This is a genomic window from Caulifigura coniformis (assembly GCF_007745175.1).
Taxonomy (GTDB): Bacteria; Planctomycetota; Planctomycetia; order Planctomycetales; family Planctomycetaceae; genus Caulifigura; species Caulifigura coniformis.
Map to the genome: position 1 here is coordinate 5,046,993 of NZ_CP036271.1, position 25,537 is coordinate 5,072,529.

The window sequence follows — 25,537 nt, forward strand, 5'->3', positions numbered from 1 at the left end:
CCGCACGGATCGGTCGCCGACTTGTCCCACTCACTGAGGGGGCTACTGCTCGCGGAGCGCATTCACGATGTTCAGCCGCACCGCGCGGATCGCGGGAATGAGCCCGCCGAGCAGGCCCATCGCGAGTGACATCAGCACTCCCTGCAGCAGCACCCGCGGCCCGAACCGGAACGCAAACGTGATCTCGCTGAATGTGGCCCAGTTGGCCGTCCCGGTCGAGAGCCCGTTGAACGGCAGCGTCGCCAGGCATCCCAGGATTCCCCCGAGCAGACAGAGGATCACCGATTCGAGCAGGAAGCACAGCAGGATGCTGCGGCGCTTGAACCCGAGCGCCCGCAGTGTGCCGATCTCGCGCCCACGACTCGCGACGGCCGCAAACATCGTGTTGGCCGCGGCGAACATCGCCCCGATCGTCAGGAACACCGCGATGAACAGCCCGACGAACTTGATGAACACCGCCTGCTCGAGCTGCTTCGCGAAATACTCTGGCTCCGGAAGCGGCTGAAGGCTGAATTGCTCGTCGTTCTTGAGCTTGTCCACCAGCAGGGCCTGCGACTCCTTGTCGCGGGCCCTCAGGTTCACCGAGGAAATGGCATCGGCCGTGCGTCGAGCGCTCGCGATGTCGCGGATGTCGGTCCATACCTCCGACTCGGCCGAGCTGCCGCCGGCCTCGAAGTAGCCGACGATCTCGAAGTCGACCTTGTTGATTTCGAGCTTCTCTCCGATCGCCAGATTCTCGAACCGGCGGGCCATGTTCTCGCTGGTGATCGCTTCGTTCACGCCGGGCTTCAGGTCGCGGCCTTTGACAATCTTGAAGTCGGGCCGAAGCTCCCGGCTCATCACGTCCACTCCGCGGACGATCAGGTTGGTCGTTCCGCCGTTGTTGCGGCGGGGCTTCGTCAGGATCGTGACGAACTCCGCGGAACAGAGGGGCTGGCCCTGGTCGTTCTTCGCGACGCCTTCCAGATCGGCGATCTGGTCGGCGGTGGCCTGCGCAACGTTGCTTCCGGTTTCGTCGTTGGCGCCTTTTCGCAGGACGATCAGGTCGAGCGGCTGGCCGCTGATCGACAGCGCGTGCTCGAGGCCGTCGGTGAGACCGAACGTGAGGACCATCGCCCAGACGACCAGCCCCGTGCCGATGACGGTCATCAGCGTGGTGATCCAGCGGACGCGCAGGTTACGGACGTTGTATTTGAGAGGAATCATCGGAAGGGATCAGGAACCAGGAGTCGGGGTTTCCGGGATGAACTCGTCTCAGACAACGCGGCGCAGGCCATCAATCACGGAGAGCTGGGCCGCACGCACGCTCGGCACGATGCCGCTCACAAGGCCGATGCCCGCGGAAACCGCCAGCAGCACCAGCATCCACGGCCCGACCAGGGCCTTCACGCCGAACGCGAACAACTGCGGGTTGGCGCGGTGCCCCAGTTCCAGGAAGGCGCAACCGATGGAGACGCCCAGGATCCCTCCCAAGAGCGCAATCAGGCACGACTCGCCGAGGATCATCCGCATGACTCGGCTGCGTGGGAATCCGATCGCCTTGAGGACGGCGATCTCGGTCGTCCGCTCCCGCATCGACATGGCCATCGCATTCGCGGCCACGAGCGAGAGCGAGAACACGACGGCGATTCCGATGCTCTGAATGAAGCCCTGAACATTGCCCATCATGTCGCTGAACATCTGGGCGAATGCCGCTTCGGTCTGGGTCCGCACGGGATGCTCCGAGCTGGCATACTCGGCATCGATCTTCTTGACGAGATCGGGAATGACAGCGGCGGTCCTGGTCTTGGCGTAGAGCATCCCGGCATTGCCGTCGCCCCGGGCGTTCGTGTTCCGCAGGCCTTCGTCGAGATACTTCCAGTGGAACCAGATCTGCCCGGTGTTGTTCGGCGCGTCAAAGAATCCGACAAGGTTCAGGTCGAGCGGGAACGTGTAGAACGTGGACCTCAGCGGGATCTTGTCGCCGAGCTTCCAGCCCTGCTGCTCGGCCAGTGTTCGGTCGGCCACGCAGCCCTGTTTGTCGGCCAGCCAGGCCTTGTGCTCGTCGGGCGTGATCTTGAATTCGTCCCAGACGTTGAACGCATGTTCTGCATCCGTTGCGAACTGCGCGAACGACATCTGGGCTTCGTCCTTGTAGAGCCCGCCGTACCACGCATACGGGACCGCATCGACGATCCCTTCCATGCCACGGACTTTTTCGACGTAGGCGATCGGCAACCGTCCCGAGAAGCCCTGGATATTGAGGGCCACGATGCGGTTGTATTTCTTCGCTTCATCGCCCCACGCCGACTGCGTGACCATGAACCCGTGCAGCACGGTCATGAGCGCGAGGCTGAAGCCGATCGAGAGGATCGTCAGCGTCGTGCGGAGCTTGTTCCGCATGACGTTTCGCCAGATGTACTTGAGCGTTTTCATGCGGTGCGCCCCGCGGAAACGGGCTGCGGATTGCCGACGAGAACGCCCTTCTCCAGGTGCAGCTGGCGGGTCGCCCGTTCGGCGGCGTGTGGGTCGTGGGTGACCATGATGATGGTCTTCTTGAACTCGGTGTTGAGCCGGCCAAGGAGGTCGAGAATCTCGCCGGCCGACTTGGCATCCAGGTCGCCGGTCGGTTCGTCGGCGACGATCAGCGTCGGATCGGTCGCGATCGCGCGGGCGATCGAGACGCGCTGTTCCTGACCGCCGGAGAGCTGGCGGGGGAAGTGGTCCATCCGCTCGGCCAGGCCGACGACTTCGAGCGCCGCACGGACATGCTCGTCGCGCTCGCGCTTGGTCAGGTGGGTGAGCGTCAGCGGCAGCTCGACATTCTCATAGGCGGTGAGAACCGGGATCAGGTTGTAGAGCTGGAAGATGAAGCCCACATGCCGCGAGCGCCAGTTGGCAAGCTGTCCTTCCGAGAGCTGCTTCAGGTCCTCGCCGACGACCTGGACCACTCCGCGGGTCGGCTTGTCGAGTCCGGCGATCAGGTTCAGCAGTGTCGACTTGCCCGAGCCTGAAGGCCCCATCAGCGAGACGAACTCGCCCTGGTCGATTTCCAGCGTCAGCCCGCTGAGAACCGGGATCGTGATCTGGTCACGATGGAACTCCTTGTACAGGTCGCGGATGACAACGACACGTTCAGACACGTTCTCGCTCCTCGGAGGACCGGCCGGATTGTGATGGGGCGCCCATCCCCCATGCACGTCCGGTGTTCGCTTTTCACAAGAGCCCGATTGCTCGACTCAATCCCTCACCTTCACGAGTTGTTCCTCATGAAGTTCGGGTGACGGATCAACGACGACCCGCTCGCCACCTTTGAGGCCTTCCAGGATCTCTGTCCGGCCATCGCGGTCTTCTCCGCCGGTGATCGCCACGCGACGCACCCGCAGGTCGTCTCCCAGCTGCCACACGGCCCGGTTGGCGCCCGTGCCGATGATGGCGGCGCTATCGCAGAAGATCCGCTTTTCCTTCGCTTCCGGCGGCTTCTCGCCGGGTTCGGGCAGGAAGTAGACCTTCGCACTCATGTTCGGGAACAGGCGGGCATCGGCATCCGTGATCTCGACCTTCACCTTGATCGTCGCGCGCGCACGATCTCCCATCGGAATGACCTTCCGGACAAGCCCGTGGTATCGGCGGTTCGGAACGGCGTCGACAGCCACCTCCGTCGGCGCCCCGGAGAGCACACGGCCGATGTAATCTTCTTTGACGTCGCAGTCGACTTCGAGACGATCAAGATCGGCGATCATGACGACCGAACCGCGACCCGAGGCTTCGCCCATGCCGCCGGGGAGAATCGACTCGCCGACTTCGGCCGTCTTGTTGATGACCGTGGCCGTGAACGGCGCGCGGACGATCATGTTCTCGATCATCTGCTCGGTCTCGAGCACTTTGGCCTGCGCCAGCTTCACCGCGGCTTCGAGAGTCCCTCGTTTGGCGACCATCGCCTGGTACTGGAAGTTGGTTTCATCAAACTGCGATTCCGTCAGCGCGCTCGATTCCTTCAGCTTTGTCTTCCGTTCGAGGTCTTTCTTCGCGCGGGCGATGGCCACTTCCTGCTCAGCGAGTTCGGCCTCGGCCCGGAGAACGGCCGCCTTCGTCCCGGCCAGCGCCGCATCAATGTCCTTGTGGTCCAAGACGGCGATGACTTCACCGGCCTGCACACGGGTTCCTTCTTCGACGTTGATCTTCTCGATCCGGCCGGCGGCGCGGGCGCCGATGTTGGCCTGCTGGTACGACTCGAGATATCCGGTGGCGACGACGACGGCATCGGCCGACCGGCCCGTCTCGACGGTGACCTTTGTCACGCGGACCTGCTTGAGCGTTCGAATGGCCTGCGGGATCCATTCGTCGGAGGCGGCAACCCAGCCCTGACGCTGCGCGAAGACGAAGCCGCCGATCCCGAGCGCCGCAAGCAGCACCAGGAGTCCGATGAGCTGCACCAGTCGTCCGAGAAACGACGGACCGCGGCGCTCATCGCGGCGTTTGATCTGCAGGGTCGCCAGGGCGTCGCGAGGTGCGGGTGTGTTCACTGCGGAGACGGAAGACGAAGGGAAGTCCGATGCACCGATCGACGCTCGTTTGCCCGCGAACGTGGAATCGTGAACAGAAGATCATATCCATTGAAGCCAATCCGCGGCTAGCTCGACCTGCGGCCGCGGGCCCTGAGCGTGCGATTGACGAGCAGACGCTTTGTTTCAAAGCCTTGCACTGATCCGCCTTAACGGTCCTTTACCGATTCGGCCGGTGTCGAAGAACTCCGTGAGCGGCTATCTCATTCCTGGTGATGTCAGGCCGGCGGTCGTGCGCCTCGATGAATCCGTCGGTGCAAGCGAGGGAAATCGGCACCGGGTGGTTCGCGGTTGTTCCTTCCAGGATCCGAGGCGCTGCGACCGGCTGAAGACGTCGGGCTTCGCGAGCCTCCTGACCCGCCCAACCGTCACGTTCGTTCGGCCTTCGCGGTCCGCCAATCTCTACGCACGTCACAATTCGCGCTTCTCAGGAGCGACGCCGGCGTGAAATCCGCCTCCAGTTGCGGGTCGCAGCCTGCCCTCGAAAAGCCCGTGCTAGATTTGCACGGCAGTGAACCCCCGGCGTGACGTCGGGACGCTGCCCGAAACACCGGCCTTTCCTGGCTGGTCCTGTTCCGGGAGTGATGCAGTCATGGGTTTCATCAAAAAATCATCGCGATCGAACACGCGCGACGCCGGCGTCAAAAAAGGACGCAGCAGCTTCGAAGGCGTGTCTGAGAACCAGCTCGAAGAGCATCTCGCGATTGCGCGCTACGGCAGCTTTCGGCTGACCGAAGCCGTCCGTCCTTCTTATGACCTGCAGGTCGTTCCCAGTGCCGGATGGCGTCGCGACGCCTATGTCGACGACATCGCGCGGGTCAAAGTCCCCGTGATCATCGCCGCGCAGACCCGTGAAAAGCTGTTCGAGCTGTTCATCGATCTCCTGACTCCGCTGGGAGACGAAGTCGACGTGGTTCTCGAAACGAGCCATCAGTCGCACGGCAAGCGGCATAAGGACATGCACCGCGAGAACATCGACCTGCCGATCCTGAAGAGCATTCTTTACGACTACGAAGAGATGCTGATGAACGACGGCTGCACCGGCATCGCCGTGCTCAATCCGTCGATGCCGCTCGAAGTGCAGTTCGATGAACACAAGCTGCTTGTCCTCTACGGACACGAGCTCGAGGCATTCGAAGGAATCCTCGAAGACCATCGCCTCCCCGTGAGCGACACCATCCGCTTCATCACCGAAGGGGAGCATGTCCACTCGTCGAGCGTCGAGTACGGCGAACTGTTCAACGAAATGAAGTACCGGATCGGAGTTGAGGAGTAACAACGGTCGGCAAAGGTGTTTGAGTGTGCGGCGCGGGCGGGGATCGCTCGCGCCATCGAGGGGCGGCATGGCTGACGCTCCTCATTCCCCAGGTTCACTGTGGGGACGTGTGTCCGATGCCGGTGTCCCCTCACCGGCGGGAGATCTCCTGATGCGATTTTCCCTGATTGCGCTGCCTGTCCTGTGTCTCGCCGGCTGCACGGCCGGACCTCGCGCCAGCATGTTCGACCCCGTCGGCGGGCCGGCTGTTCAGCTGATGACGCCCGAGGTCGATCCGTTCCTCGAAACGCCCGCGGTTCCCGTCGGACCGGGGGGCCTGCGGCCACCGACGCTTCCGAAGCTCGGCCCTGTGTCGTCGGCCGCCCGGCACCACATGTGGCGCGCGGCCCAGTCGCTGGGACCTGCGGTGAAGTCGACGCAGAGCTCGATCCCGCTGTCGGCCCGGCCATCGCAGACGCCCGGAAGCGTCAGCGCGACCAGTCCCGCAAAGCATCTCGAAGCCAAGCCGACCTCGATCCAGAAGATGGACGGACTGCGCGGATTCGTGCAGATCCTGCCTCCTCCGCCGGATGATGTCGGCGGCTCGGCGGCCGCTCCGCGTGAATCGCGGTACTTCGAACTCCCGCCCCCTCCGTAAGACCGAACAACGTCGATGTCGGCTCCAGCTGACATCGGGAGAGAATCATCCTTTGGGATGTCGCAGCAAAGCCCGGCCTATTGGGTAGGCCGGGCTTTGTTCTTTGGGGCCAGCACGCATCGAACCGATCAGACGGACATTTCGTCGAGGAGACGCTCCTTCGGATCGGTTCGATCGGCGGGTATTCTTTCTGAAGTCGACGCCGGGTCTGCGAAGGACAATAAGGGCCGTTGTTAATTGAGCAGTCACGAATCCGGAGTCAGGGCGGCCTCCAGCGGCACTCCCTCCGCAAATGATTCGGGCGGTTGCGGTTGTTCGGCTTCCATGATCAGCGCGGTGTCCGCATCGGGCGAGTGAGGATCCTGTGTCCCGAGAATGCCCAGGCTGACAATCGTCATCCCGGTCCCCAGGCCGATCCACCAGGTAGGCCGATCCACCAGGTGGCCGGCTCGCTGAAGAAAATGATCCCGCCCAGGGCGCACATCGCGGTCTGCGACGCGTTGATGAGGTTTACACGCACGATCGGCAGTCGGGCCATCGCGGCGCCGACGAAGAAGAATCCGAACGCGTTGCACGTTCCTGCGGCCAGGATCGTCGCGTTCATTTCCCACGGGACGGCGGCCAGCCCTGAGGAACCCATCTGGTTCCACGCGATGAGCCCTGGTCCCACGACTCCAATCGTCGACAGCGGAGCAATCGTCGAGGCGATCGTTCCCGTGCCGGTGACGGCGCGGCGAATCGACACTCCGCCGAATCCATAACCAAGCCCGCTGAGCCCCGAAAACACGATCGCTTTCGCCATGTCGGCGAAAGTCGCCTCGCCGCGCATCTTGTCTGCGGCTTCATTCGCCCCCTGGCTGAGGATGACGACGGCTGCGATCAGGCACCACATGGCGACCATCGCCCGCCGGCTGATGGTTTCCTTGAGGAACAACCGTCCTCCCAGCGCTCCCGAAAGGATGAGCGTGCAGAAGCACATCGGAACGGTGAGCGCCAGCCCGCCGAAGCTCATGGCATACTGGAACGAGATGTTTCCGCCGAACTGCATGACGAACCCGTTCAGCGTCAGCCACAGAAACGACTTCCAGCCGTCGAGCCCGCGCTCCCCCTGTGTCCAGCGGTAGACGATGAGGGCCCACGCCGCGAGCGCTGAGGGGACTGCCTTGAGACAGGTGGCCCAGCAGTTCCAGCCGAGGTCGGTGGGGCCGGCGGAGTTTCGCAGGAGGATGTTGGTGCAGGTGTAGGCGAGGGCGGCGCCGATTCCGAACGCGAGTCCGATGTGCGCGGTGCGTCGACGGTGTTCACCGGGCGACCGCGAGTCTCCTTGAGAAGCTGACAATCAGGTCGTCCTGAGCGGTTCCTGCTGTTCCGCTGGAGAGGGAGGGCCGGGACGGAGGTCGCGCGTCGAAGGCTGGCCCGCTCCGATTCCCTGCCGGCGGCGATAAATATGACATCCCGGAGAATCGAGCTCGAAGACCCGGCATGTGGATGGCCGCAGATCATAGAAACGGCAACAACAGTTTGCCGTATCGAACCAGACGCAGACTCCGTTTTCCGAACGCCGTCCGGCCTCCCGTTCTTCGAAGTACAGGTCGAGCAGTCGAAGAGGCTCGCCGGAGAGGGAACGGGAGCGGGCAAGATCGTCGGCGAAGCTCGGATCGTCCGCCAGGTGGGGACTCATGCGCAGGGCGACATAGTCCGGCGGCGCTCCCTGCTCACTGCAGCAGGCGCCGCACCCCTGGCACGACTCGATGGGAACAACGACGACAGGAAGCGGGGTCATCGACTCTGGAAACCGGGTTGTAAGTTCGACACTTTCGCATGTTAACAACTTGTCAAATCGACAGTTGCAACGCATCAAAGTTGACTGTTGGCTGGACAATCCGGGGGACGTGGCGATAATCACGCGAGCGTTCCGGCCGCGGTCCGTCTTGTGCATGGCCATGCACGCACGGTCCTGGTTCGAGAACGTGGCGCGGAGCGCGTCACCCGAACCGGGATGTTCCAAGACAACCCTTTTCTGTGATGCAGATCGCGGGGAGATGCGTGATCTCAGCCCGCGAGGACTTTCAGTTCATTCGATGGAGACGACGAACATGAAGAAGCTTCTGGCCGTTTTGAGCGTTGCCTGCTGCGCCACCGTCGCTGCCTGGGCCGAAGAAAAGAGCGATTGCCTGAAGGAAGGCGATTCGGTCGCCGCGTTCTACGTGACGGACGTGACCGGTCCCTCGGCCGGCGACAAGCTCTGCTATCGCTGCAAGTACGGCGCTCGCCCCGTCGTCAGCATCTTCGCGAAGCAGATGAACGACAAGGTGGCCAAGCTCACCAAGCAGATCGATGACCAGGTCGGCGCCAACAAGGACGCCAAGATGGCTGCGTTCGTCGTCGTGCTCACCGAAGACCCGGAAGCGCAGACCGAAGCCCTCAAGACCGTCGCCGCCAAGCAGGAAATCAAGAACACCCCGCTGACGACGTTCGACGGCCTCGCCGGACCGGACAAGTACAAGATCTCGAAGGACGCCGACGTCACCGTCATGATGTGGGTGGACAGCAAGGTGAAGGTCAACGAGGCCCTGAAGGCCAACGAACTGACCGACGAGAAGATCGCGACTCTGGCCAAGAGCACCAGCAAGATCCTGAACTGATTTCCTGCGGGTTCGACCCGCCGAAATCGATCGATTTGAGAAAACGGCCCGCCTGCTTCCCGCAGACGGGCCGTTTTTCGTGTCCAGATGTTGATTTGCGGATACCATCGGAAGAAGAGACGGCTCCGGCCGTTTTCGCGCCGGCGGGGCGTGACGGGGAATCGCTTGCCGCAGTGGTCCAGACAATCAACGCGCGGCGCTGAGCCGCCGGACGCAAATGCTCCGCGAACTGCCTCTGATCGACTCCTTCGGCCGCGTGCACAACAACCTGCGGATCAGCGTCACCGATCGCTGCAACATCCGCTGCTTCTACTGCATGCCGGCCGACAACGTGCAGTTCATGCCCCGCAGGGACCTGCTCACGTTCGAAGAGATCGAACGTTTTACGCGGGCCGTGGTTCCGCTCGGCGTCAACAAGCTGCGTTTGACCGGCGGTGAGCCGCTTGTCCGCCGCGACCTGCACCTGCTGGTCGAGCGCCTGGTGCGGATCGAAGGCGTCGACGATGTCGGGATGACGACCAACGGCATCCTGCTTGCGGAGCAGGCACAGAGCCTGTTCGATGCGGGCTTGCGGCGTCTGAACGTCAGCCTCGATGCGCTCTCGCCGGAAAAGTTCCGCGAGATCACCCGGCGCGAGGGGTACGAAAAAGTGATCGAGGGAATCGAAGCCGCGAGGCGCGTCGGGTTTGAATCGATCAAGATCAACGCAGTCGCCATCCGGGGCCTGACGGAGGACGAAGTCGTCCCGTTCGGCCGCTTCGCCCGCGAAACGGGCTGTGAAGTCCGATTCATCGAATACATGCCGCTGGACGCCGATGCCGCCTGGGAGCGCGACAAGGTACTCTTTGCAGACGAAATGCTCCGGCTGCTCGAGGAGGGCATCGGGCCGCTCGAGCCGGCCCCGGACCAGGACCCGAAGGCCCCGGCTTCAGACTACGTGTTTGCGGACGGAGTCGGTCGCATCGGGTTCATTTCATCCATCAGCCGGCCATTCTGCGCCAGTTGCAACCGCGCGCGTCTCACGGCGGACGGCAAGTTTCGGAACTGCCTGTTCAGCCTGGAAGAGACCGATGTTCGGTCTCTGATTCGCGGCGACGCGACCGATGACGACATTCGCTCGGCTGTTCGGGCGTCCATCGCGTCCAAGTGGGAAGGACACGAAATCAACACGTCGCGCTTCGTTCAGCCGACCAGGGCCATGCACTCCATCGGCGGCTAAACGGGCAGCACGCATCGAATGCGTGCCTTTGAAGCCCATCAGGATCACTCAAAGACCACCGTCAGCCATCCATTGGTGGATGTGACGTCGCTCACCCGTGGCCGGTGGCCATTCGCCATCGGCGGAATGGCGTCGGTCGAGATCGTGACGGGTCGCAGCCGTCCCTCGATCTGGGCTTTGATCAACTGCTCGACGGTGCCGGAGACGAACGTTCCTGATGCCTCCGCCTGCACGTCGACGGGCAGCGGCTGAAGTTCAAACGAGTCGGCCACGCGGCGGATCGAGTAGCCGATCGACACCCGGTGCACCGGCAGGTCGACGGCGTCCCCGGCCCGAATGGACGCCCGCAGGACGACGCGAAATTCGTCGTTCTGGTAGGACAGCGCCAGCGGTTCATCGTCCGCCAGCCGGAGCGACACGTTGGTCGGCGACGTCAGCGGCGGCATGAGCGAGTCGGGGCCGGAGACTCCGCCGATATCATCGCCGAACAGGTCGATCCAGCGGCGGATTTCTTCGATCGTGATTTCCCGGCCGTTGAGCTGAAGCGCCGTGGACAGCGAGGGAGCGAGCGATTCATGGATTCGCACGGTCGCGCCGCCGCGGGGCTCGGGAGGCGCACTCGATACCGGAACCGTTGACGCCACCTGGCCGGTGACGGCCGATCCCGTCGACGACCAGCGACCGCTGGTCAGGAACGCGTGAACGTTGGGAAGCGTGGTCGACAGGTTGGCCAGCCAGTCGTTGGCGGCCGCCAGGCGTTCGTCGATCGCCTGGTTAAACGGAGGAACGACGCGGTTGGTCACCTGCCTCGCCGTTTCCTGACGGGCCAGCGGCTGGCGGAGGTTCGCCTGGTTGAGGGCGATCGTCTCGGCGATCGAATTGACCACAGGGATCTGGCTCGCCATCGTGCGTGCGCGAAGATTCTGCTGGCACGATTCAAGCTGCGTGGCAGGCGTTCTCGTGAGGAAATGCGCCCCGTCGAACTCGACCGATTTGTGCAGGCTGAAACGCTGGCGGCCGGTCATGTCGATTGACGCCTGGGGAGTCATCGCCGTCGTTCGCGTGCAGCTTTCTCCTCCGAGGTTCACGTCCAGGCTGGCCGACTGCGCTGATGGAACCGTGCGGATGATGACGCTCGACTGCGTTGTCTGCTCTCCTTCGACGCGCGCCCCGAGCACCATGTCGTTCACCGGGCCGGCGTCCTGCCGCGGTGTCGAAATCAGGCTGTTCAGGTAGGCGCCTGTGACGTCGATGAACAGGCAGGCAGCTCCGTCCGGTCGGAGCGAAGTGATCGTCCGTGGGGGAATGGATTGTGGGCCTTCAGGCGCCTGGCGCGGGAAGGGCTCATCGGGAAGCGTCGGCGTCTTCAGCGCCGGGACGCCGGGAACGCCCGGGACGCTCGGAAGACCGGGAGGGACAAACCGCGGCGCATCGGTCAGCGGCGCCGCGAGCGTCGGCTCAGTGGAGAGTGTCGGGGTTGGTTCGCTCGGCGCGAGCTGCGGCCGGATCGGCTCCGCCGGCGGAACAGAGGGCCGAGCGGGAGTGAGCGAGGGGGCCGGCACGCTCGACGACTGAACGCGGCGGAAGAATCGCCGGTCGGCCAATGCGGGCGAAACGAGGCCGATGATGCCGATCGCCACGAGGGCCATCCGCCATCCTCGAGTCGAGGTGTGTCCTGAACAGGCTCTGCTGGTCACCTGGGAAATCATCCTGCCTCCGCGACAACTGAACGTCTTCAGGCGGGCTGGCTCGCGAGACCCGGATCAGCACAGATCGTACCGGTCCCGTTCCCATGAGGTCCGCAGAAATCACGTCCGGCCCGGCCAGGAACCCCGTTCGCCCGCGCAAGAGGAAAGGTGGGGCGAGCTGTGAAACTGCGCAGGGCTTGGCGCATCTCCCGGGGCGGCGGTCCTTCCCCGGGGCACGACGCAAAAAAAGCCCGGACGACGGGACGTCGTCCGGGCTCGATTTCCTGGAACCGAAGGGCGGATCAGAAGTTGCCAACACCGATCAGCGAGAACGGCCCGGTGCCCTCGATCGTGCCGAACAGGCTCGAGGTGAACGTGTCGACGTTCAGGTCGGTCCCCTGCGCCACATAGAGATTCTGGGTCGTGGTGGTAACTTTGCCGATGGTCGTGCTGACGGCCTTCCGGACGAGAATGTCGGATTTGCCATCCCGGTTGAAATCACCGATCACGATGTCCTTCGGATCGATCCCGACCGCCGGGACCGGCAGGATTCCGCCGCCATGCTGGGTGAACGAACTTCCGGTCGATCGGAAGAGCGTCATCGCGCCCGTTCCCGTGAAGCCGACGATGTCTTCGAGTCCGTCTCCGTTGAAGTCACCCATCCGGAAGCCGATGTAGGGAACTCCGGCTTTCAGCATGCCAAACGCCATGCTGGAGAAGGCCGTGCCGGTCGACCGCAGCACCACGAGATTGAGGGTGCCCTGCCGGAAGAACACGTCGTCGCGTCCGTCGCCATTGAAGTCGCCCACGTTGACTTCCGTGACCGCCACGTTGAGCGGCACGTTGCCCCAGACGGATGACGTGAACGTCGAGCCGTTCGAGATGGACGCGATCACCTGGCCCGTCGAGGTATTGAAGCCGACGAGATCATCCCGTCCGTCACCGTTGAAGTCGCCCACTTTCACGTTTGTGAGGGCTCGCAGGTCAGCCGGCAGGGTTTCGTAGACCACGTTGGTGAACTTGGTCCCGTTCGACTGTGCGACCTGCAGCTGCCCCTGCGCGTTCCGGCCGACGATGTCGTCCTTCCCGTCGCCGTTGAAATCGCCGACGAACAAGTCGCGCATCGTGCTGGCGAACGGCAGCGTCGTCCACGCGGTGGCCGAAGTGACGAACTGGTTCCCCGAAGCCAGCGCAACGAGGACCTGGCCGTTGGCCGCGTTCCGGCCGGCGATGTCGAGCCGTCCATCTCCGTTGAAGTCCCCGGTCAACAGTTCCGAGAACGTCACTCCCGGCCGGAGAACCGCTGCCGGCTGGTTCACGAAAGTGCTGCCGTCCGAACGGGCAACCGTCAGGGCGCCGGTCGAGTTGTCCTGGAAGACGACGTCGTCTGAAGGATCCTCCAGGACGAGGTTCAGAGACGGCTGTCGCGAGAGCGGATTGCCCAGGTTGACGGGGCCTTCCACACTGTCGATTCCGAGAACATTCAGGTTCAGGTCATTCCGCAGCACGAGGCCCAGGTCCGATTGCGTGCCGATCAGCTGCTGGATCAAGGCCGGGTTCAATTCGATCGTATAGGCGCGAAGGTCAGCCTTGCTGTTGATCGTGATCGTTTTCGAACCGATCAACGTTCCCAGCACCGCATCGCCGGCCGTGACGATTCCATCTCCCGCATAGCCGTAGACGCTGACCGGGTGGTTCGAACCCCCGTAGGCGCTCACGTAGATCGTCAGGTAGGCCGACTTCACCACCTTGCCGCTGCTCACGCCCGACAGGTCGAATTCCATGACCGGGCGGCGACCGACCACGCCGGGCTCGCCCGGGCGAATGAACATCACGTTGGCCGGAGCATCGACCGATTCGAACGTGCCGTCGTTGTTGACGTCGCGCGCCTCGGCGTCGGACCCGGGTGTGATGCGGACGAAGTTCGACGAATTGATGGGGGTCGAGCGCGGCGTCAGGAAAATCTGGACCTTCTGCAGAACCGGCTGCGTCCCGGCCGGACTGCGCGTGTCGCGCACGCCGACGTACAGCACGAAGCTCGGCGAGGCGATGTAGCTGAGTGCATTCTGGTCGTTGACGGAGATCACGCCCGTTCGCGAGTCGATCTTGAACGCGTTCCCCGTATTGCCGGCAGCGATCGAGTAGGTCAGGGGATCGGCCGAGTCGGGATCGGACGCCTCCACTCTGCCGACGACCGTATTGACGGGCGAAAACTCGGTGAGTTCAAATTCCGAGGCCGTGACGACTGGCTGGTTGTTCCCGCCGAACACGTTCTTGACGTTGATCGTGACGTTGAACGTCCCGAAGCTGCCATCGGCCAGGACCGCCTGGACGTTCAGCACATACTTCTGCTGGTTGGCGTAGGTCAGCAGCGAACTGTCGAGAACCGTGATCACGCCCGTCGTCGGATTCAGGGCGAACACGTTGCCCGGATCGCCCCCTGTGATCGTGTAGTTCGAATTCGTGCCGATGCCGATCCGGCCCACGATCGTCCCTTTCGGGCGTCGCTCGTCGATATTGAACGATGTGTCGTTGATGTCGAGTTCGAGCTTCGGAGCCGTGAATGCCGATTCCTGCGACGTGTAAACCGCGAAGGGACCGTTCAGCACAGCGTTCTCGATCCGCAGGCCGAGATAGCTTCCGAACTTCGAGCGGACATAGTCGAGGTCGAGTTCCAGTCGCAGCTCGCCGGTCGTAGAGATCGTGGCGCTGGAGACGGCCGTTCCGATGGCCGAGGCGTCGTCGAGTGTGAGCGTGCCGTCGCCGCTGTAGCCGAACAGGTTGATCTTCGGCAGGACAGCGCCGTTCTTCCCGACCTGCGAAACGTTGACGATAAAGGTCGCGGAGCTGACCGAGAGCGCCGTGGAGGTGGCGGTCAGGTCGAACTCGAACATCGCCCGCTCGGCGCCGATCGTTGCAGAGGTCGACAACCGCGTGAGCAGGGTTTCACTGGTATCGTCGAGCACCGTGAAAACGCCGTCGCGATTGGCGTCCCGGGCGTAGCCGTCGACCGAAGCGGTGATCGTGACCGCTGCCGGAAGGACACGGACTTCCAGTGGTTCGGCCGTCTGCCAGCGATTCGCAAGCGCTCGGGTCGCGCGCGATTTCTTCCACAAGGACTTCCAGGCACGGCTGAGCGGACGAGTCGTGGGCATGAGTCTGAATGCTCTGAACGGTATGAAACGGACGTCAACGGATTTCGTGGCCGCAACGTCTCCATGACCGACGGCGAGCAGACGCGGCGGCAGAAGTTCGTTTTCATCCGTTGGCGGCGGACCCGGCGACCCTGCCGGGAGAAGACACTTCACCCCTGACGAATCGACGGCCTGTGAGACGCGCCCTCAGGGCGCAGCCGCCGACTCGACAGCGCATCGTAAAACAGCCGTTTGACCGCAGAACAGACGCCCCCGCGATCCCGCGGAAAAATTTGCGAGAATTCCGGGGGGAGTCTGACGGGCAGGCCCGGGCCCGGGATCAGCCCGTAACCTCGAAGATCGCCTCGATCTCGACCGAGATATTGCCCGGCAGCGATCCCATTCCGACGGCGCTTCGCGCCCCGACGCCGTTCTCGCCGAAGATGTCGCGCATCAGTTCGCTGTAGCCGTTGATTACTGCCGGATGACGGCCGAACTCGGGCACTGCGTTGACCATTCCCAGCGACTTCACCAGCTGGACGACGCGGTCCAGCGAGCCCAGGTGCGCCCGCAGCGAGGCGAGCAGGGCCAGGCCCGTGATCCGGGCCGCCTCTTTCGCCTGCTCTTCGGTCACCTCAGCCCCCACCTTCCCGGTGATCAGAGTGCCGTCGACCTTCAGCGGGCCGTGTCCGGACACGTAGCAGACGTTTCCAACCTGCACGACCGGCTTGTAGACGCCGCCGGGCTTCGGGGGATTCGGGAGCTGCAGTTTCAGTTCGGCAATGCGTGCTTCAGCGGCCATCGTTCATTCCGTAGAGAGTCGTCCCACCCTGGATCACAAGTTCGCCGGCGGCTCCGCCAGACGGCGTTCATCAATGAAGGTTGGTCATTCCTGCGCGGCCATTGGCCCGGGAAGCGTCAGGTCGGCCGGAGTTCCGGCGTGTTTGTCACAGCTTCCCTTGCAGCCTGTGGCCGGTCGATCCCCCAGGATCGCCACGCGCAGCCCCTGCGGGTTCGAGGAAATCTGGCCCCGTGTCAGGATGGCGTCACAGCCCGCTTCACGGGCCGCGTCGAGCTTTGCGGTGTGCACATGCGGCCCGAAGGCGACGACGCGGGCACGCGGCTCGTCCCCGAGAGAGGCCACCAACGCGGGCAGGTCCAGGCCGGCCGATTCCACATCGACAACGACGCCTGCCCAGCAGCCCGTCGCAAGCTGACCCGCGGCGCGGGCCGACTGCATCTCGAGCACCGCGTCAAACCCGGCCGAGCGGACCATGCCCGCCACCTGGGTGCTGAAGAACAGGTCGCTGCACACGACGAGGACGCGCCCACCGGCGTCGGCCATGCGTTGATCGATTGGGGCCTGAGAGCGAATTGCCATGACTTACTCCGGGAGCGGCTGCTTGTGGGTTTCCGGGGCGAACCAGATCACCACCATTCCGACCAGGTACACCAGACTCAGCACCGAACAGGCCTTCGGGAAGCTGCCGTCAAACACATTCTGCATCAGGTAACCGAACTGCAGTGCTCCCACGGCGGCGATCACGCGGCCGAAGTTGAAGGCGAAACCCTGGCCGAAGGCCCGGACTCGCGTTGGAAACAGTTCCGGTAGATACAAGGGCAGCCAGCCGTAGAACGACGCGGTGAGTCCTCCGGCAAAAAACACCGTCACGAGGAACATCCAGTCATAGTTCGTATTCGTCTGGAAGAAGACGAGCGATGAGATCAGCGCGCCCAGGCACAGGAGGACATACGAAAACCGACGCCCGACCCAGTCCCCCAGCAACGCCGCGAAGATCGTCCCGACCACGGCCCCGAACCCGGCGGCGATCTGGGTATACGCCGCGGCCGAGGCGGCCTTGGCTTTCACCACCGCGACATCCGTCTCGCCTGCCGCAAGGGCCTGTTTCTCCGCCTGTTTCTCCGCCAGTTCATTCGCCCACGGAGCGGCGTTCTGAATCGAGGCCCAGGTGCCCAGGAGTGCGACGCCGCTGAGCGTCGCCCCGATGATCAGGCGACGGAGGATCGCCGGCCCCGTCCACGTCCCGAAGGAGCCCGGCTTCTCGGCCAGTGTGCGTCCGATGTACTTGCGGATTGGATAGGTGAACCCGGCGTAGGTCAGTCCCAGGCCAACTACGGTGACGCTGATCTGGATTGCGAGGCGGGTCGACTCGGCCATCGTCGCGCCGAACATCTCCGGATAGGCCCAGACGCTGATCATCGCCATCGCGGCCAGCGTACCGAGAACAACGGCGCCCAGGTCGGCGCTCGACCACTGCTTCGTCGTCCCCTTGGAATGCTCTTCCGCCCATTTTTCCGATTCTGGGACGAAGAGCCGAATGAAGAATGTGAGCAACGCTGGCAGGACACCGCAGATCATCAGCAGCCGCCAGCCGGAATTGCTGGTCAATGCGGCGGTGATGTTCTCCGGGACGCCGATCGCCAGGAGCCCCTGACCGACGTCAGCGATCAGCTGCGACAGCACGAGGCTGATGATGGCGACCAGCATGAAGCCGACGTTCGAGGCGGCCCCGATCAATCCGGCGAGCCAGGCCCGCGACGAACTGGGCCACAATTCCATCACGAGCGAAACGCCGAGCGACCACTCCCCCCCCATTCCCATCGAAGCGAGAAAACGAAAAGCGAACAGGTGCCAGGGTTCCTGCGAGAAACCGCAGAGGCCGCTGAAGACGGCATACGTGAGAACGCTGAGCGTCATCGCCCGCACACGGCCGAGACGGTCGCCGAGCCAGCCGAAGATCACGCCGCCCGCCGAAGCGCCGACAAGGAACCCGGCGGTCATCACGCCGATCCACAGTCCGACGGTCTGGTCCAGGTTGGCCGGGGGCGAGGCGCTCTGAGTGAGCATTTCCCGCAGGGCCGGACGGGCTGCCAATGGGAACAGTCCCATCTCAAATCCGTCAAACATCCAGCCGAGAATAGCCGCGATGAGGGCCATCCAGAGGCCGCGTTTGCTGGCGGGTTGCGAAGTGGGAAGAGCAGGGGACGTCGTCATCGGCAGGCGACTGGCGAAAGGGGGGACGTAAATGGAGTCCGCCAGCATATCGAACCGACCGGGATTGCACGACGCGCTGGCACGCATCTCTCAGGCAGACAGCCCTCCAGCCTTCTCCGCAGTCAGCTTCCTCCACGTCGGAGCATTCTCAGCGAGGAGAAGGTGCGTGAAGAGTGGATGAGGGGGCGCGCTCTGTCCCCACTCGCCGCCTGAGGTGTGTCAAGCAGCCATCGGTCCGACTTTGTCGGCTGCCGCTTACACAAACCCCCGCCAGTCGCCCAAGGCCCCCTCGATCGCGCTCCGCGCCGCAACGTCGCGCAGCATCTGGAAATCAGCGAAATCAAAGCCCGGACCGACCGCGCATTGCACCAGTGTGAATTCTCCAAGCGAGCGCGCCGCCTGCCAGACGCCCGGAGGAACGACCGCAGTCGATCGACGCGATGTCGTTACGGGGCCGAGTTCCACGCTCAGTCGATTCGAGGTCTGCGCATCGAACGTCAGAAGTTCCAGCGGATCCCCTTCGCAGTATTGCCAGCATTCATCGGAAGAGACGACATGCCAGGCGCTGAACTGTCCCCGCTCGAGCAGGAAATAGATCACCGTCAGGGCCGACCGGGCCGGCCGGCCGTCATCGGGCATCACCTGCGCCGCGGCGCGATGAATCTCGCGATACCAGCCCCCTTCGGGATGTGGCTGGAGTTCGAGGAGGGAAATCAATTCCTGGGCGCGCGACATCGGTGGACCTGCAACAACGAAGCACCCCGGCCGCCCCAAAGCAGCCGGGGTGCTTGAAACGGGAACTCAAATCATCGGCTGCGCGCCGGAGACCGGAATCTTGCGGGGCTTGGCCGTCTCGATCTTGCCGACCGAGATCTGGAGCACGCCGTTCCGGGATTCGGCGCGGACATCTTCCGAATTGACCGAAGCCGGGAGCGGAACCAGCCGCTTGAACGTTCCACGGGGGCGCTCGGAGAGATGCGTCGTTCCCCCTTCCGTCAGGATCGTCGCGTAACTCCCCTGCACGGTGAGCATGTTGCCGACAATCGAGACGTCGATCGATTCCGGAGTGACGCCGGGCAGATCGACGGCGACGTGAACGCGATCGGCATGCTCGATCACATCGATGGCCGGCATCGACGTGCGGCGGAGCCCGATGGCGTCCATCGCCCGCTCGCCCGAGGTCCAGGCGTCGTCGACGAGCCGGCCGATTTCGGAGCGAATGCGTTCAAGCGACCCGGTGACCGGGCCCGAGGGAGAAGCGGACATATGTTCCTCAATCGACGAAGGCGGAAACCCAACGTGTCTCAATTGTGCCGCATGATCCGCGGCTCAACCACTGCAACGTGAGAAAGCCGGGGGCGGATCAGGCAGAATTGTGGGCCTGACTCGTCCCGTGATTTCAGCGAGTCAAACACCCGGAACAAAAAAACAAACCACGGATCAAGAGGATAAGACGGATGGCTTCGATGTTGCCGAGCCATCCGTGTCATCCGTCTGATCCGTGGTTTCTCAGTCGTTCTCGGAACCGGCGCTGTCCGCGTCGGCCGACTGCTACAGGATCCCGTCGTACCGCCGGAACGCCTCGAGCGCGTAGAACTCTGGAAGTCCGAGCTCGTTGTAGATCCGGGCCGTGTTCTTGGTCCGTTCTTCGGCCCGTACCCAGAACTCCCGTTCGTCGTGTCCGGGGAACAGGGCTGCGTCCTTCTGCGACTCGTGCCGGAAGATCGCCAGCTTCTTGCGGAGTGTGACTTCCGGGCTGAGGGGTACGGCCCGCTCGATTTCGTGCGGATCGTATTCCTGCCAGGCCCCGCGATACAGCCACACTTCGGGAGTGACGTTTTCCTTCTCGACGGCGGCGAGCGCCTTCAGGATCGCCTCGGCGCACATCCGGTGCGTGCCGTGCGGATCGGACAGGTCCCCTGCCAGGTAAACCTGCGTCGGCTGCAGCTCGCGCAGGAGCGCCGCGATGATATCGACGTCTTCCTGCCCGATCGGTTTTTTGTGGACCTGCCCCGTCTGGTAGAACGGCAGGTCGAGGAAGTGGCACCGCTCGCCCGGAACGCCGGCAATGTGCGCGCCCGCGACGGCCTCGGTTTTCCGGATCAGGCCTTTGACCTTGAGAACGTCCGGCCCGTCGCAGGCGCCTGGCGGCTTCTGCGCCACCTGCTGCCGGATCTTCTGCTCGAGCTGCATGCTGGCCGGCGTCTGCAGGCCGAAGAGGTCGAGGAACTCGCTGACGTAGTCGACGTGGCGCAGCGCATCGTGATCGAAGACGGCGATATTGCCGCTCGTCTGGTAGGCAACGTGGACTTCGTGCCCCTGGTCGCACAACGTGCACAGCGTTCCGCCCATCGAAATGACATCGTCATCCGGGTGCGGACTGAACACGATGATCTTCGTCGGCGATTGCCCCCCCGGCTGCGGGCACAGAGTGCCCAGCAGATCATCGAACACCCTCTGGCGGATGCGCTCCACCGGCCCGCTTTCGTGGATCAGGTCGGTCAGGTGGTTCTCGTGAAAGTCGCGGGCGTCGAGCTTGAGGATCGGCTTCTTCTCCTGCTGCGACAGCCACACCACCGCGCGCCGCTCCAGGAGCGGCGTCCATTCGACGTGCTCAAACCGCCATGGCGTTTTGACGCTCGTGAGCTGTGCCGCTGAGGCGGCGTCCAGCACAAACTCGACGTTCTCATGCGACTGCAGGAACGAGGCCACGATCTCAGGCGTCTCGGGGCCCTCCAGCGATTTGTAGATCACTTTCGCCTTGTGCTCGCCCAGCGCCATGACGAACACCTTGCGGGCCGACAGGATTGTGCCGACCCCCATCGTGATGGCGCGCTGCGGAACGTTCTCCTCGCCGAAGAAATCGCTCGCTGCATCGCGGCGGGTCACCGGATCGAGATTGATGATCCGCGTGCGGCTGCTCTTCGAGCTTCCTGGTTCGTTGAATCCGATGTGCCCCGTCCGGCCGATGCCCAGCATCTGGATGTCGATGCCGCCGGCGTCCACGATCGCCTGCTCGTACTGGCGGCAGAACTCTTCCACTTCGATCCGCCCGATGTCTCCCCGGGGGATGTGGATGTTCGCCTCGGGAACGTTCACGTGGTTGAAGAAGTTCTCGCGCATCCAGCGGTTGTAGCTGTGCAGCGAGTCGGGCTTCATGGGCCAGTACTCGTCCAGGTTGAACGTCACGACGTTCGAAAAGTCGAGCCCTTCCTCCCGGTGCAGCCGGATCAGTTCCCGGTAGACGCCCACGGGCGTGGAGCCCGTCGGCAGGCCCAGCACCGTCGCCTTGCCCGCGGCATTCCGCTCGCGGATCAGGGCGGCCACTTCATGGGCGACGTGACGGCCCACGCCGTCCGAAGTCCGGAACATGATCGCCGGACTTTTGACCCCCTCGACAGCCCGGGCCCCGGGTTCATCGTAAACCCTCGTTCCTGACCCCCGGGAATTCGCGTGCTCGACAAGCATGTTCATCAACAAATCGGCCGATAAGATCGTCAATTGTGGCGCGGGGGGCGGCGAAGTGTTCGCCGGCCGGCTGCCCGCGCGGACCGCGAGCGTCGCGGTCCCTGCAGTCCTGCTATCAGATTCGACAGAGAGAACAGTTTCAATGGCCGATGGCTCCCCCCAGCCCCGGATTCTCGCGATTCACGCCCATCCTGACGACGTGGAGTTCCAGATTGCCGGGACGCTCGCCCTCCTGAAGCAGAAGGGCTGTCACATCACCATCGCCACGATGACCGCCGGCGACCTCGGCAGCGCCGAGCTCTCCCAGACCGAAATCGCCAATATCCGCCGCAAGGAAGCCAAGGCCGCCGCCGACCTCCTCGGCGCCGATTACATGTGCCTCGAGTTCGGCGACCTCGCCATCGTCGTCGACGACGCCTCCCGCCGCCGCGTCACCGAAGCAATTCGCCGCGCCCGCCCCAGTGTCGTCATCACCGCCCCCCCCATCGATTACATGGCCGACCACGAGGTCACCAGCCGCCTCGTTCGCGACGCCCTCTTCTCGGCCAGCGTCCCCTTCTACAAGACGCACGAATGGGACGCCGCCCCTCCCACCGAGAAGATCCCCCACCTCTACTACTGCGATCCGCTCGAAGGCGTCGACTGGTTCGGCAAGCCGGTTCCCCACGATTTCATCGTCGATACGACCTCGACCAACGATCTCAAGATGAAGATGCTCGCCGCCCACGACAGCCAGCGCGCCTGGCTTCGCCGGCAGCACGGAGTCGACGAATACCTCGACAGCTGCACCAAGTGGAGCGGCAAGCGCGGCGCGGTGATCGGCAAGGCGCACGGTGAGGCGTTCCGCCAGCACCTGGGGCATCCCTATCCCCACTCCAACATCATCGCCGAACTCCTCGGCCCGCTCTGCCACGTGACACAGGCGTCGTAGGGAGAGCCCGTGCGGCGGGAATCCCGCAACCATGACGAGCGAACCCGGATTCCCACCGTACACCTACACTCCCGGCGTCACGCCCCATCCGATTCGCGATCCGGCCGGCCACTCGCATGGCCAGCCGGTTCGCACGATCATCGTCGAGAACAACCGCATCGACGCCGTCCCCGAATTCGCGCGCGGCGTCGCCCTCTTTGGCCGCGGTTACTACTGGGAAGCCCATGAAGAATGGGAAGCCGTCTGGCACGCCGTCGGACGCCACGGTCCCACGGCCGACTTCCTGAAGGCCCTCATCAAGCTGGCGGCGGCAGGCGTCAAGGTACGTGAGGGGAAACCCGCAGGTGTCCAGCGCCACGCACTTCGAGCCCTCGAACTGGTCACTCACGTCCGCGCGCAATCCGGCGCGTCCCATTTCGCTGGGCTTCCCCTGGCCGATCTCTCGCGCCTCGCGTCCAGCATCGCTGAAACGACCTGGACCCAGCCCGCGCTCGATCACGGCCGGCCCATCGCGTTCTGGCCCGGCCTCCCCGCCTCCGGCGACCGTTTGTAGCGGTCGCACCGGCTGCCCGGGGGCAGTCCGGGGGGACCTTGCCGCCGCCATGCGGCCCGTCGTTTCGAGTTGAAGTTGCCGCCATTCCGGTGACGATGGCAGCGCGAGGGACGCCCTTGCCCGTGGTTCCGTTGCGTTCGTAGAGTGGCAACCGGAGCCCATCTTCCCGGAGTGACCCGACGTGACCGCTCGTTCTTCGCTGTTTTCGATGTCGATCATCGGGGCCGCCCCTGGTCTGGCCATGGCGATCTTCGGCGCCCTCGGCGTCATCGGCGATGCTCCTGGCGTGCTGAAAGGCATCTATGCCGTCGCCGCGGCTGCCGGAGCCCTCCTCGCCTTCTTTCCGCTGCTGATCATCACGGGAATGTTCCCCAAAACCGGACCTGCAAAAGCCAAGGCCGCCGCCAAGGCCGAGCCGGCCAAGGGAGCGAATGCCGCTGCGGTTGCGGAACCGGCGTCCGAAGAACTGGAAGTCGCCGAGAACGATGAATTTGCGGAGGCCTCGGACGACTTCTCGGCCGTCTCCGACGACGAACTCGAGTTCGACGAAGTCGACGAGTTCGAAGACGAGGACGACGACAGGCGGAAGTAGTCCACGGATTTCGAGGCGTCTCGCACGTCCGTTCCCCCAACGCGCAGAAGCCGGGCCTGGGACGCCGATGCCGCTGGTCTTCGTCTACGGAACGCTGAAACGCGGCGATTGCCGCCACCGATTTATGGCGGGGAGCCGGTTCCTCGGAATCGCGACGACCGCCCCCGGTTTCCGCCTCTACAACCTCGGCGAGTACCCGGCCCTGGTGGAAGACAACTCCGGCGGGCAGATCGAGGGAGAGGTCTACGAAGTCTCCCCCGCCATTCTCGAGGTCCTCGATGAAGTCGAAGGCGTAGCCGACTCGCTCTACGTGCGCAAACGCCTCCCGCTGATGACGCCCTTCGCCGAATCCGCCGTCGAGGCTTACCTCTACGAAGGCGACATCCGGGGAAAACGCGAACTGCAGCGGCGCTGGGACGTCCCTCTCCGGCCCCCCGGTTAGACTGTTCGAGTCTCGCGAAAGCAGGTATGCCTACGGGCATGTCGCGAAGGATCGCCCAGCTCCGTTTCGTGCTCGTCGTCATGCTCCTGGCGAGCGCATCGTCGACGCCCGCCGCCGACCGGGTCGTTCGGCCGGCCGTCGCCCGCTCCGAGTACGACGACGCCCGCCTGCGAGAACTTGGAATCGAGAAGTTCGAATCGAAACGGCTGCGGCTGTTCACGGATATCGACCCTGCAAAAGCCCGTCCGCTGCCGTTGCTCGTCGACCGCCTCTACGACGTCTGGACGGCCAAATTCGGCCCGCTTCCGCCGGCCGCCGACGGGGCTGAATTCCAGATCACCGGCTACCTGATGAAGGACGCCGACCGCTTTCGCGCCGCGAAGATGCTCCGCGATGACGTCCCCGCGTTCGATCATGGCCGGCATATCGGTCTCGAATTCTGGATGAACGAGCAGGAGTTCGACTACTACCGCGAACACCTGCTGCTTCACGAAGCGACGCACTGTTTCATGACGGCCGTCCCCGGGGCCGACCAGCCCGTCTGGTTCCACGAAGGCATGGCCGAGATGTTCGGATGCCATCATGCCGATGCGGATGGAACCATGCAGTTCGGCGTCTTTCCGGAACCCGGCCGGAAATACGAAGGATTCGCACGCATCAAGTTCCTCGCGGACGAAATAGCCGCCGGCCGGGCGATGGCGGCCCAGGAGGTCGCCACCCTGGGGCCTTCCGATTTCGCCGGCTTCCAGAAGCGGCCGTACGCCTGGAGTTGGCTGCTGTGTTCGTTCCTCGACAAGCACCCCACGTTCCGCGACCGCTTTCATGAACTTTGCCGGCTCAGCAACGAACCTGGCTTCAATCGACGCCTCCGGGAGGCCTACCGCGACGAAGAACGCCTCGATCCGGAATGGCGGCTGTTCATTTCACAGATGGAGCCCGGATTCGATTTCGAACGCAGCGCGATTGCGTTTCGTAAAGGGGCTCCGTTTGCCCGTCCCGTGGACGTGACGGTCCGGGCCGATCGCGGGTGGCAGTCGTCGGGACTCATGCTGCAGCGGGGAAAAGCGTATGTCATCACTGCGACCGGCCAGGTGACGCTCGGTTCGTCCACGAAACCGTGGATCAGCGGGCCCGCGGGGATCTCGCTCCGCTATGCCGGCGGGCGACCAATCGGAATGCTGCTCGCCGCGGTGGTCGACGACCCTAAACAGATCGGCGGTGAAGGTGGGTTGCTCAAGCCTCTCGCCGTCGGCGATTCGACCGTCATCGAACCCGCCACCGGAGGGACGCTCTACTTCCGGGTGAACGACCGCTTCAGCAGCCTCACCGATAACTCGGGCGAGTACACCGTCGGCGTGCGACTGGAGTGAATCCAGCCGCACGCGAGACACG

Annotated in this window: 24 protein-coding genes; 9 read left to right on the plus strand and 15 right to left on the minus strand. The window is 63.9% G+C overall.

All coding sequences use genetic code 11. The features are described 5' to 3' along the window. Positions 1 to 42: 42 nt before the first annotated feature. The 4 genes from Pan44_RS20235 to Pan44_RS20250 form a co-directional block, all read right to left on the minus strand. Positions 43 to 1,206 (minus strand): ABC transporter permease, encoded by a 1,164-nt coding sequence (locus Pan44_RS20235; RefSeq protein WP_145033004.1) that lies wholly within the window; start codon positions 1,204 to 1,206, stop codon positions 43 to 45. A 48-nt stretch (positions 1,207 to 1,254) separates the two neighbouring features. After that, on the minus strand, positions 1,255 to 2,415 hold the full coding sequence (locus Pan44_RS20240) for an ABC transporter permease (RefSeq protein WP_145033009.1): 1,161 nt from the start codon (positions 2,413 to 2,415) through the stop codon (positions 1,255 to 1,257). Then, on the minus strand, positions 2,412 to 3,122 hold the full coding sequence (locus Pan44_RS20245; protein WP_197453513.1) for an ABC transporter ATP-binding protein: 711 nt from the start codon (positions 3,120 to 3,122) through the stop codon (positions 2,412 to 2,414). The genes Pan44_RS20240 and Pan44_RS20245 overlap by 4 nt, the downstream gene beginning before the upstream one ends. Before the next feature lie 96 nt (positions 3,123 to 3,218). After that, positions 3,219 to 4,505 carry an efflux RND transporter periplasmic adaptor subunit gene (locus tag Pan44_RS20250; RefSeq protein WP_197453514.1) on the minus strand — a complete coding sequence of 429 codons (1,287 nt, stop codon included), beginning with the start codon at positions 4,503 to 4,505 and terminating at the stop codon, positions 3,219 to 3,221. Positions 4,506 to 5,136: 631 nt separating this feature from the next. Between Pan44_RS20250 and Pan44_RS20255 the strand changes: the two genes are divergently transcribed. Together Pan44_RS20255 and Pan44_RS20260 are read left to right on the plus strand one after the other, a co-directional pair. Next, positions 5,137 to 5,820: a hypothetical protein gene (locus Pan44_RS20255; RefSeq protein ID WP_145033015.1), complete on the plus strand. Its 684-nt coding sequence runs from the start codon at positions 5,137 to 5,139 to the stop codon at positions 5,818 to 5,820. A 151-nt stretch (positions 5,821 to 5,971) separates the two neighbouring features. Beyond that, positions 5,972 to 6,457 carry a hypothetical protein gene (locus Pan44_RS20260; RefSeq protein WP_145033018.1) on the plus strand — a complete coding sequence of 162 codons (486 nt, stop codon included), beginning with the start codon at positions 5,972 to 5,974 and terminating at the stop codon, positions 6,455 to 6,457. Between the two features lie 245 nt (positions 6,458 to 6,702). Here the strand turns inward: Pan44_RS20260 and Pan44_RS20265 are convergent, their stop codons facing one another. From Pan44_RS20265 to Pan44_RS20275, 3 genes are read right to left on the minus strand one after another with little or no spacing between them, the layout of a single operon-like run. Further along, positions 6,703 to 6,855, minus strand: coding sequence for a hypothetical protein (locus Pan44_RS20265; RefSeq protein WP_197453515.1), 153 nt, complete (start codon positions 6,853 to 6,855; stop codon positions 6,703 to 6,705). Further along, positions 6,852 to 7,796 (minus strand): DMT family transporter, encoded by a 945-nt coding sequence (locus tag Pan44_RS20270; protein WP_145033027.1) that lies wholly within the window; start codon positions 7,794 to 7,796, stop codon positions 6,852 to 6,854. The genes Pan44_RS20265 and Pan44_RS20270 overlap by 4 nt, the downstream gene beginning before the upstream one ends. Further along, positions 7,797 to 8,240, minus strand: a complete 444-nt coding sequence (locus Pan44_RS20275) for a YkgJ family cysteine cluster protein (RefSeq protein WP_197453516.1) — start codon at positions 8,238 to 8,240, stop codon at positions 7,797 to 7,799. Positions 8,241 to 8,553: 313 nt separating this feature from the next. Between Pan44_RS20275 and Pan44_RS20280 the strand changes: the two genes are divergently transcribed. Beyond that, complete coding sequence (locus Pan44_RS20280; RefSeq protein WP_145033033.1) at positions 8,554 to 9,102, plus strand: hypothetical protein; 549 nt, start codon at positions 8,554 to 8,556, stop codon at positions 9,100 to 9,102. 217 nt (positions 9,103 to 9,319) lie between these two features. Next, complete coding sequence (gene moaA / locus Pan44_RS20285; protein ID WP_145033036.1) at positions 9,320 to 10,321, plus strand: GTP 3',8-cyclase MoaA; 1,002 nt, start codon at positions 9,320 to 9,322, stop codon at positions 10,319 to 10,321. 44 nt (positions 10,322 to 10,365) lie between these two features. Here moaA and Pan44_RS20290 read toward each other — a convergent pair whose 3' ends face one another. From Pan44_RS20290 to nagB, 8 genes are all read right to left on the minus strand, one after another. Then, complete coding sequence (locus Pan44_RS20290; RefSeq protein ID WP_145033040.1) at positions 10,366 to 11,970, minus strand: hypothetical protein; 1,605 nt, start codon at positions 11,968 to 11,970, stop codon at positions 10,366 to 10,368. Positions 11,971 to 12,311: 341 nt separating this feature from the next. Continuing rightward, on the minus strand, positions 12,312 to 15,164 hold the full coding sequence (locus Pan44_RS20295) for an FG-GAP-like repeat-containing protein (RefSeq protein ID WP_145033045.1): 2,853 nt from the start codon (positions 15,162 to 15,164) through the stop codon (positions 12,312 to 12,314). Positions 15,165 to 15,483: 319 nt separating this feature from the next. Further along, on the minus strand, positions 15,484 to 15,945 hold the full coding sequence (locus Pan44_RS20300) for a RidA family protein (RefSeq protein WP_145033048.1): 462 nt from the start codon (positions 15,943 to 15,945) through the stop codon (positions 15,484 to 15,486). Positions 15,946 to 16,029: 84 nt separating this feature from the next. Further along, positions 16,030 to 16,524 carry an ANTAR domain-containing protein gene (locus Pan44_RS20305; protein WP_145033051.1) on the minus strand — a complete coding sequence of 165 codons (495 nt, stop codon included), beginning with the start codon at positions 16,522 to 16,524 and terminating at the stop codon, positions 16,030 to 16,032. Positions 16,525 to 16,527: 3 nt separating this feature from the next. Continuing rightward, on the minus strand, positions 16,528 to 18,159 hold the full coding sequence (locus Pan44_RS20310) for an MFS transporter (RefSeq protein ID WP_197453517.1): 1,632 nt from the start codon (positions 18,157 to 18,159) through the stop codon (positions 16,528 to 16,530). A gap of 255 nt (positions 18,160 to 18,414) precedes the next feature. Continuing rightward, positions 18,415 to 18,894, minus strand: a complete 480-nt coding sequence (locus tag Pan44_RS20315) for a cupin domain-containing protein (RefSeq protein ID WP_145033056.1) — start codon at positions 18,892 to 18,894, stop codon at positions 18,415 to 18,417. Between the two features lie 66 nt (positions 18,895 to 18,960). Beyond that, positions 18,961 to 19,425: an Hsp20/alpha crystallin family protein gene (locus Pan44_RS20320; RefSeq protein ID WP_145033059.1), complete on the minus strand. Its 465-nt coding sequence runs from the start codon at positions 19,423 to 19,425 to the stop codon at positions 18,961 to 18,963. Positions 19,426 to 19,710: 285 nt separating this feature from the next. Beyond that, positions 19,711 to 21,531 carry a glucosamine-6-phosphate deaminase gene (gene nagB / locus Pan44_RS20325; RefSeq protein WP_231754117.1) on the minus strand — a complete coding sequence of 607 codons (1,821 nt, stop codon included), beginning with the start codon at positions 21,529 to 21,531 and terminating at the stop codon, positions 19,711 to 19,713. 238 nt (positions 21,532 to 21,769) lie between these two features. Between nagB and Pan44_RS20330 the strand changes: the two genes are divergently transcribed. The 5 genes from Pan44_RS20330 (at position 21,770) to Pan44_RS20350 (ending at position 25,515) form a co-directional block, all read left to right on the plus strand. Continuing rightward, positions 21,770 to 22,558, plus strand: coding sequence for a PIG-L deacetylase family protein (locus Pan44_RS20330; protein ID WP_145033062.1), 789 nt, complete (start codon positions 21,770 to 21,772; stop codon positions 22,556 to 22,558). A gap of 31 nt (positions 22,559 to 22,589) precedes the next feature. After that, a complete protein-coding gene (locus Pan44_RS20335; RefSeq protein WP_145033065.1) occupies positions 22,590 to 23,111 on the plus strand; it encodes a DUF309 domain-containing protein in 522 nt (173 codons plus the stop codon). A gap of 181 nt (positions 23,112 to 23,292) precedes the next feature. Next, the gene (locus tag Pan44_RS20340; RefSeq protein ID WP_145033069.1) at positions 23,293 to 23,703 is read left to right on the plus strand and encodes a hypothetical protein; all 411 of its coding nucleotides are present in this window, start codon (positions 23,293 to 23,295) and stop codon (positions 23,701 to 23,703) included. A gap of 67 nt (positions 23,704 to 23,770) precedes the next feature. Further along, positions 23,771 to 24,145, plus strand: a complete 375-nt coding sequence (locus tag Pan44_RS20345; protein ID WP_145033071.1) for a gamma-glutamylcyclotransferase family protein — start codon at positions 23,771 to 23,773, stop codon at positions 24,143 to 24,145. A gap of 38 nt (positions 24,146 to 24,183) precedes the next feature. Continuing rightward, positions 24,184 to 25,515 (plus strand): hypothetical protein, encoded by a 1,332-nt coding sequence (locus Pan44_RS20350; protein ID WP_145033076.1) that lies wholly within the window; start codon positions 24,184 to 24,186, stop codon positions 25,513 to 25,515. Positions 25,516 to 25,537: the final 22 nt, after the last annotated feature.

Bases quoted from the DNA above. Each gene is read 5' to 3' on its own strand.
- Pan44_RS20265 (WP_197453515.1), bottom strand. From the start codon at position 6,855: ATGACGATTGTCAGCCTGGGCATTCTCGGGACACAGGATCCTCACTCG.
- nagB (WP_231754117.1), bottom strand. From the start codon at position 21,531: ATGTTCCGGACTTCGGACGGCGTGGGCCGTCACGTCGCCCATGAAGTG.
- Pan44_RS20300 (WP_145033048.1), bottom strand. From the start codon at position 15,945: ATGGCCGCTGAAGCACGCATTGCCGAACTGAAACTGCAGCTCCCGAAT.
- Pan44_RS20310 (WP_197453517.1), bottom strand. From the start codon at position 18,159: ATGACGACGTCCCCTGCTCTTCCCACTTCGCAACCCGCCAGCAAACGC.
- Pan44_RS20305 (WP_145033051.1), bottom strand. From the start codon at position 16,524: ATGGCAATTCGCTCTCAGGCCCCAATCGATCAACGCATGGCCGACGCC.
- Pan44_RS20315 (WP_145033056.1), bottom strand. From the start codon at position 18,894: ATGTCGCGCGCCCAGGAATTGATTTCCCTCCTCGAACTCCAGCCACAT.
- Pan44_RS20290 (WP_145033040.1), bottom strand. From the start codon at position 11,970: ATGGCCCTCGTGGCGATCGGCATCATCGGCCTCGTTTCGCCCGCATTG.
- Pan44_RS20320 (WP_145033059.1), bottom strand. From the start codon at position 19,425: ATGTCCGCTTCTCCCTCGGGCCCGGTCACCGGGTCGCTTGAACGCATT.
- Pan44_RS20260 (WP_145033018.1), top strand. From the start codon at position 5,972: ATGCGATTTTCCCTGATTGCGCTGCCTGTCCTGTGTCTCGCCGGCTGC.
- Pan44_RS20255 (WP_145033015.1), top strand. From the start codon at position 5,137: ATGGGTTTCATCAAAAAATCATCGCGATCGAACACGCGCGACGCCGGC.
- Pan44_RS20295 (WP_145033045.1), bottom strand. From the start codon at position 15,164: ATGCCCACGACTCGTCCGCTCAGCCGTGCCTGGAAGTCCTTGTGGAAG.
- Pan44_RS20330 (WP_145033062.1), top strand. From the start codon at position 21,770: ATGGCCGATGGCTCCCCCCAGCCCCGGATTCTCGCGATTCACGCCCAT.
- Pan44_RS20335 (WP_145033065.1), top strand. From the start codon at position 22,590: ATGACGAGCGAACCCGGATTCCCACCGTACACCTACACTCCCGGCGTC.
- Pan44_RS20345 (WP_145033071.1), top strand. From the start codon at position 23,771: ATGCCGCTGGTCTTCGTCTACGGAACGCTGAAACGCGGCGATTGCCGC.
- Pan44_RS20350 (WP_145033076.1), top strand. From the start codon at position 24,184: ATGTCGCGAAGGATCGCCCAGCTCCGTTTCGTGCTCGTCGTCATGCTC.
- Pan44_RS20280 (WP_145033033.1), top strand. From the start codon at position 8,554: ATGAAGAAGCTTCTGGCCGTTTTGAGCGTTGCCTGCTGCGCCACCGTC.
- Pan44_RS20235 (WP_145033004.1), bottom strand. From the start codon at position 1,206: ATGATTCCTCTCAAATACAACGTCCGTAACCTGCGCGTCCGCTGGATC.
- Pan44_RS20275 (WP_197453516.1), bottom strand. From the start codon at position 8,240: ATGACCCCGCTTCCTGTCGTCGTTGTTCCCATCGAGTCGTGCCAGGGG.
- moaA (WP_145033036.1), top strand. From the start codon at position 9,320: ATGCTCCGCGAACTGCCTCTGATCGACTCCTTCGGCCGCGTGCACAAC.
- Pan44_RS20240 (WP_145033009.1), bottom strand. From the start codon at position 2,415: ATGAAAACGCTCAAGTACATCTGGCGAAACGTCATGCGGAACAAGCTC.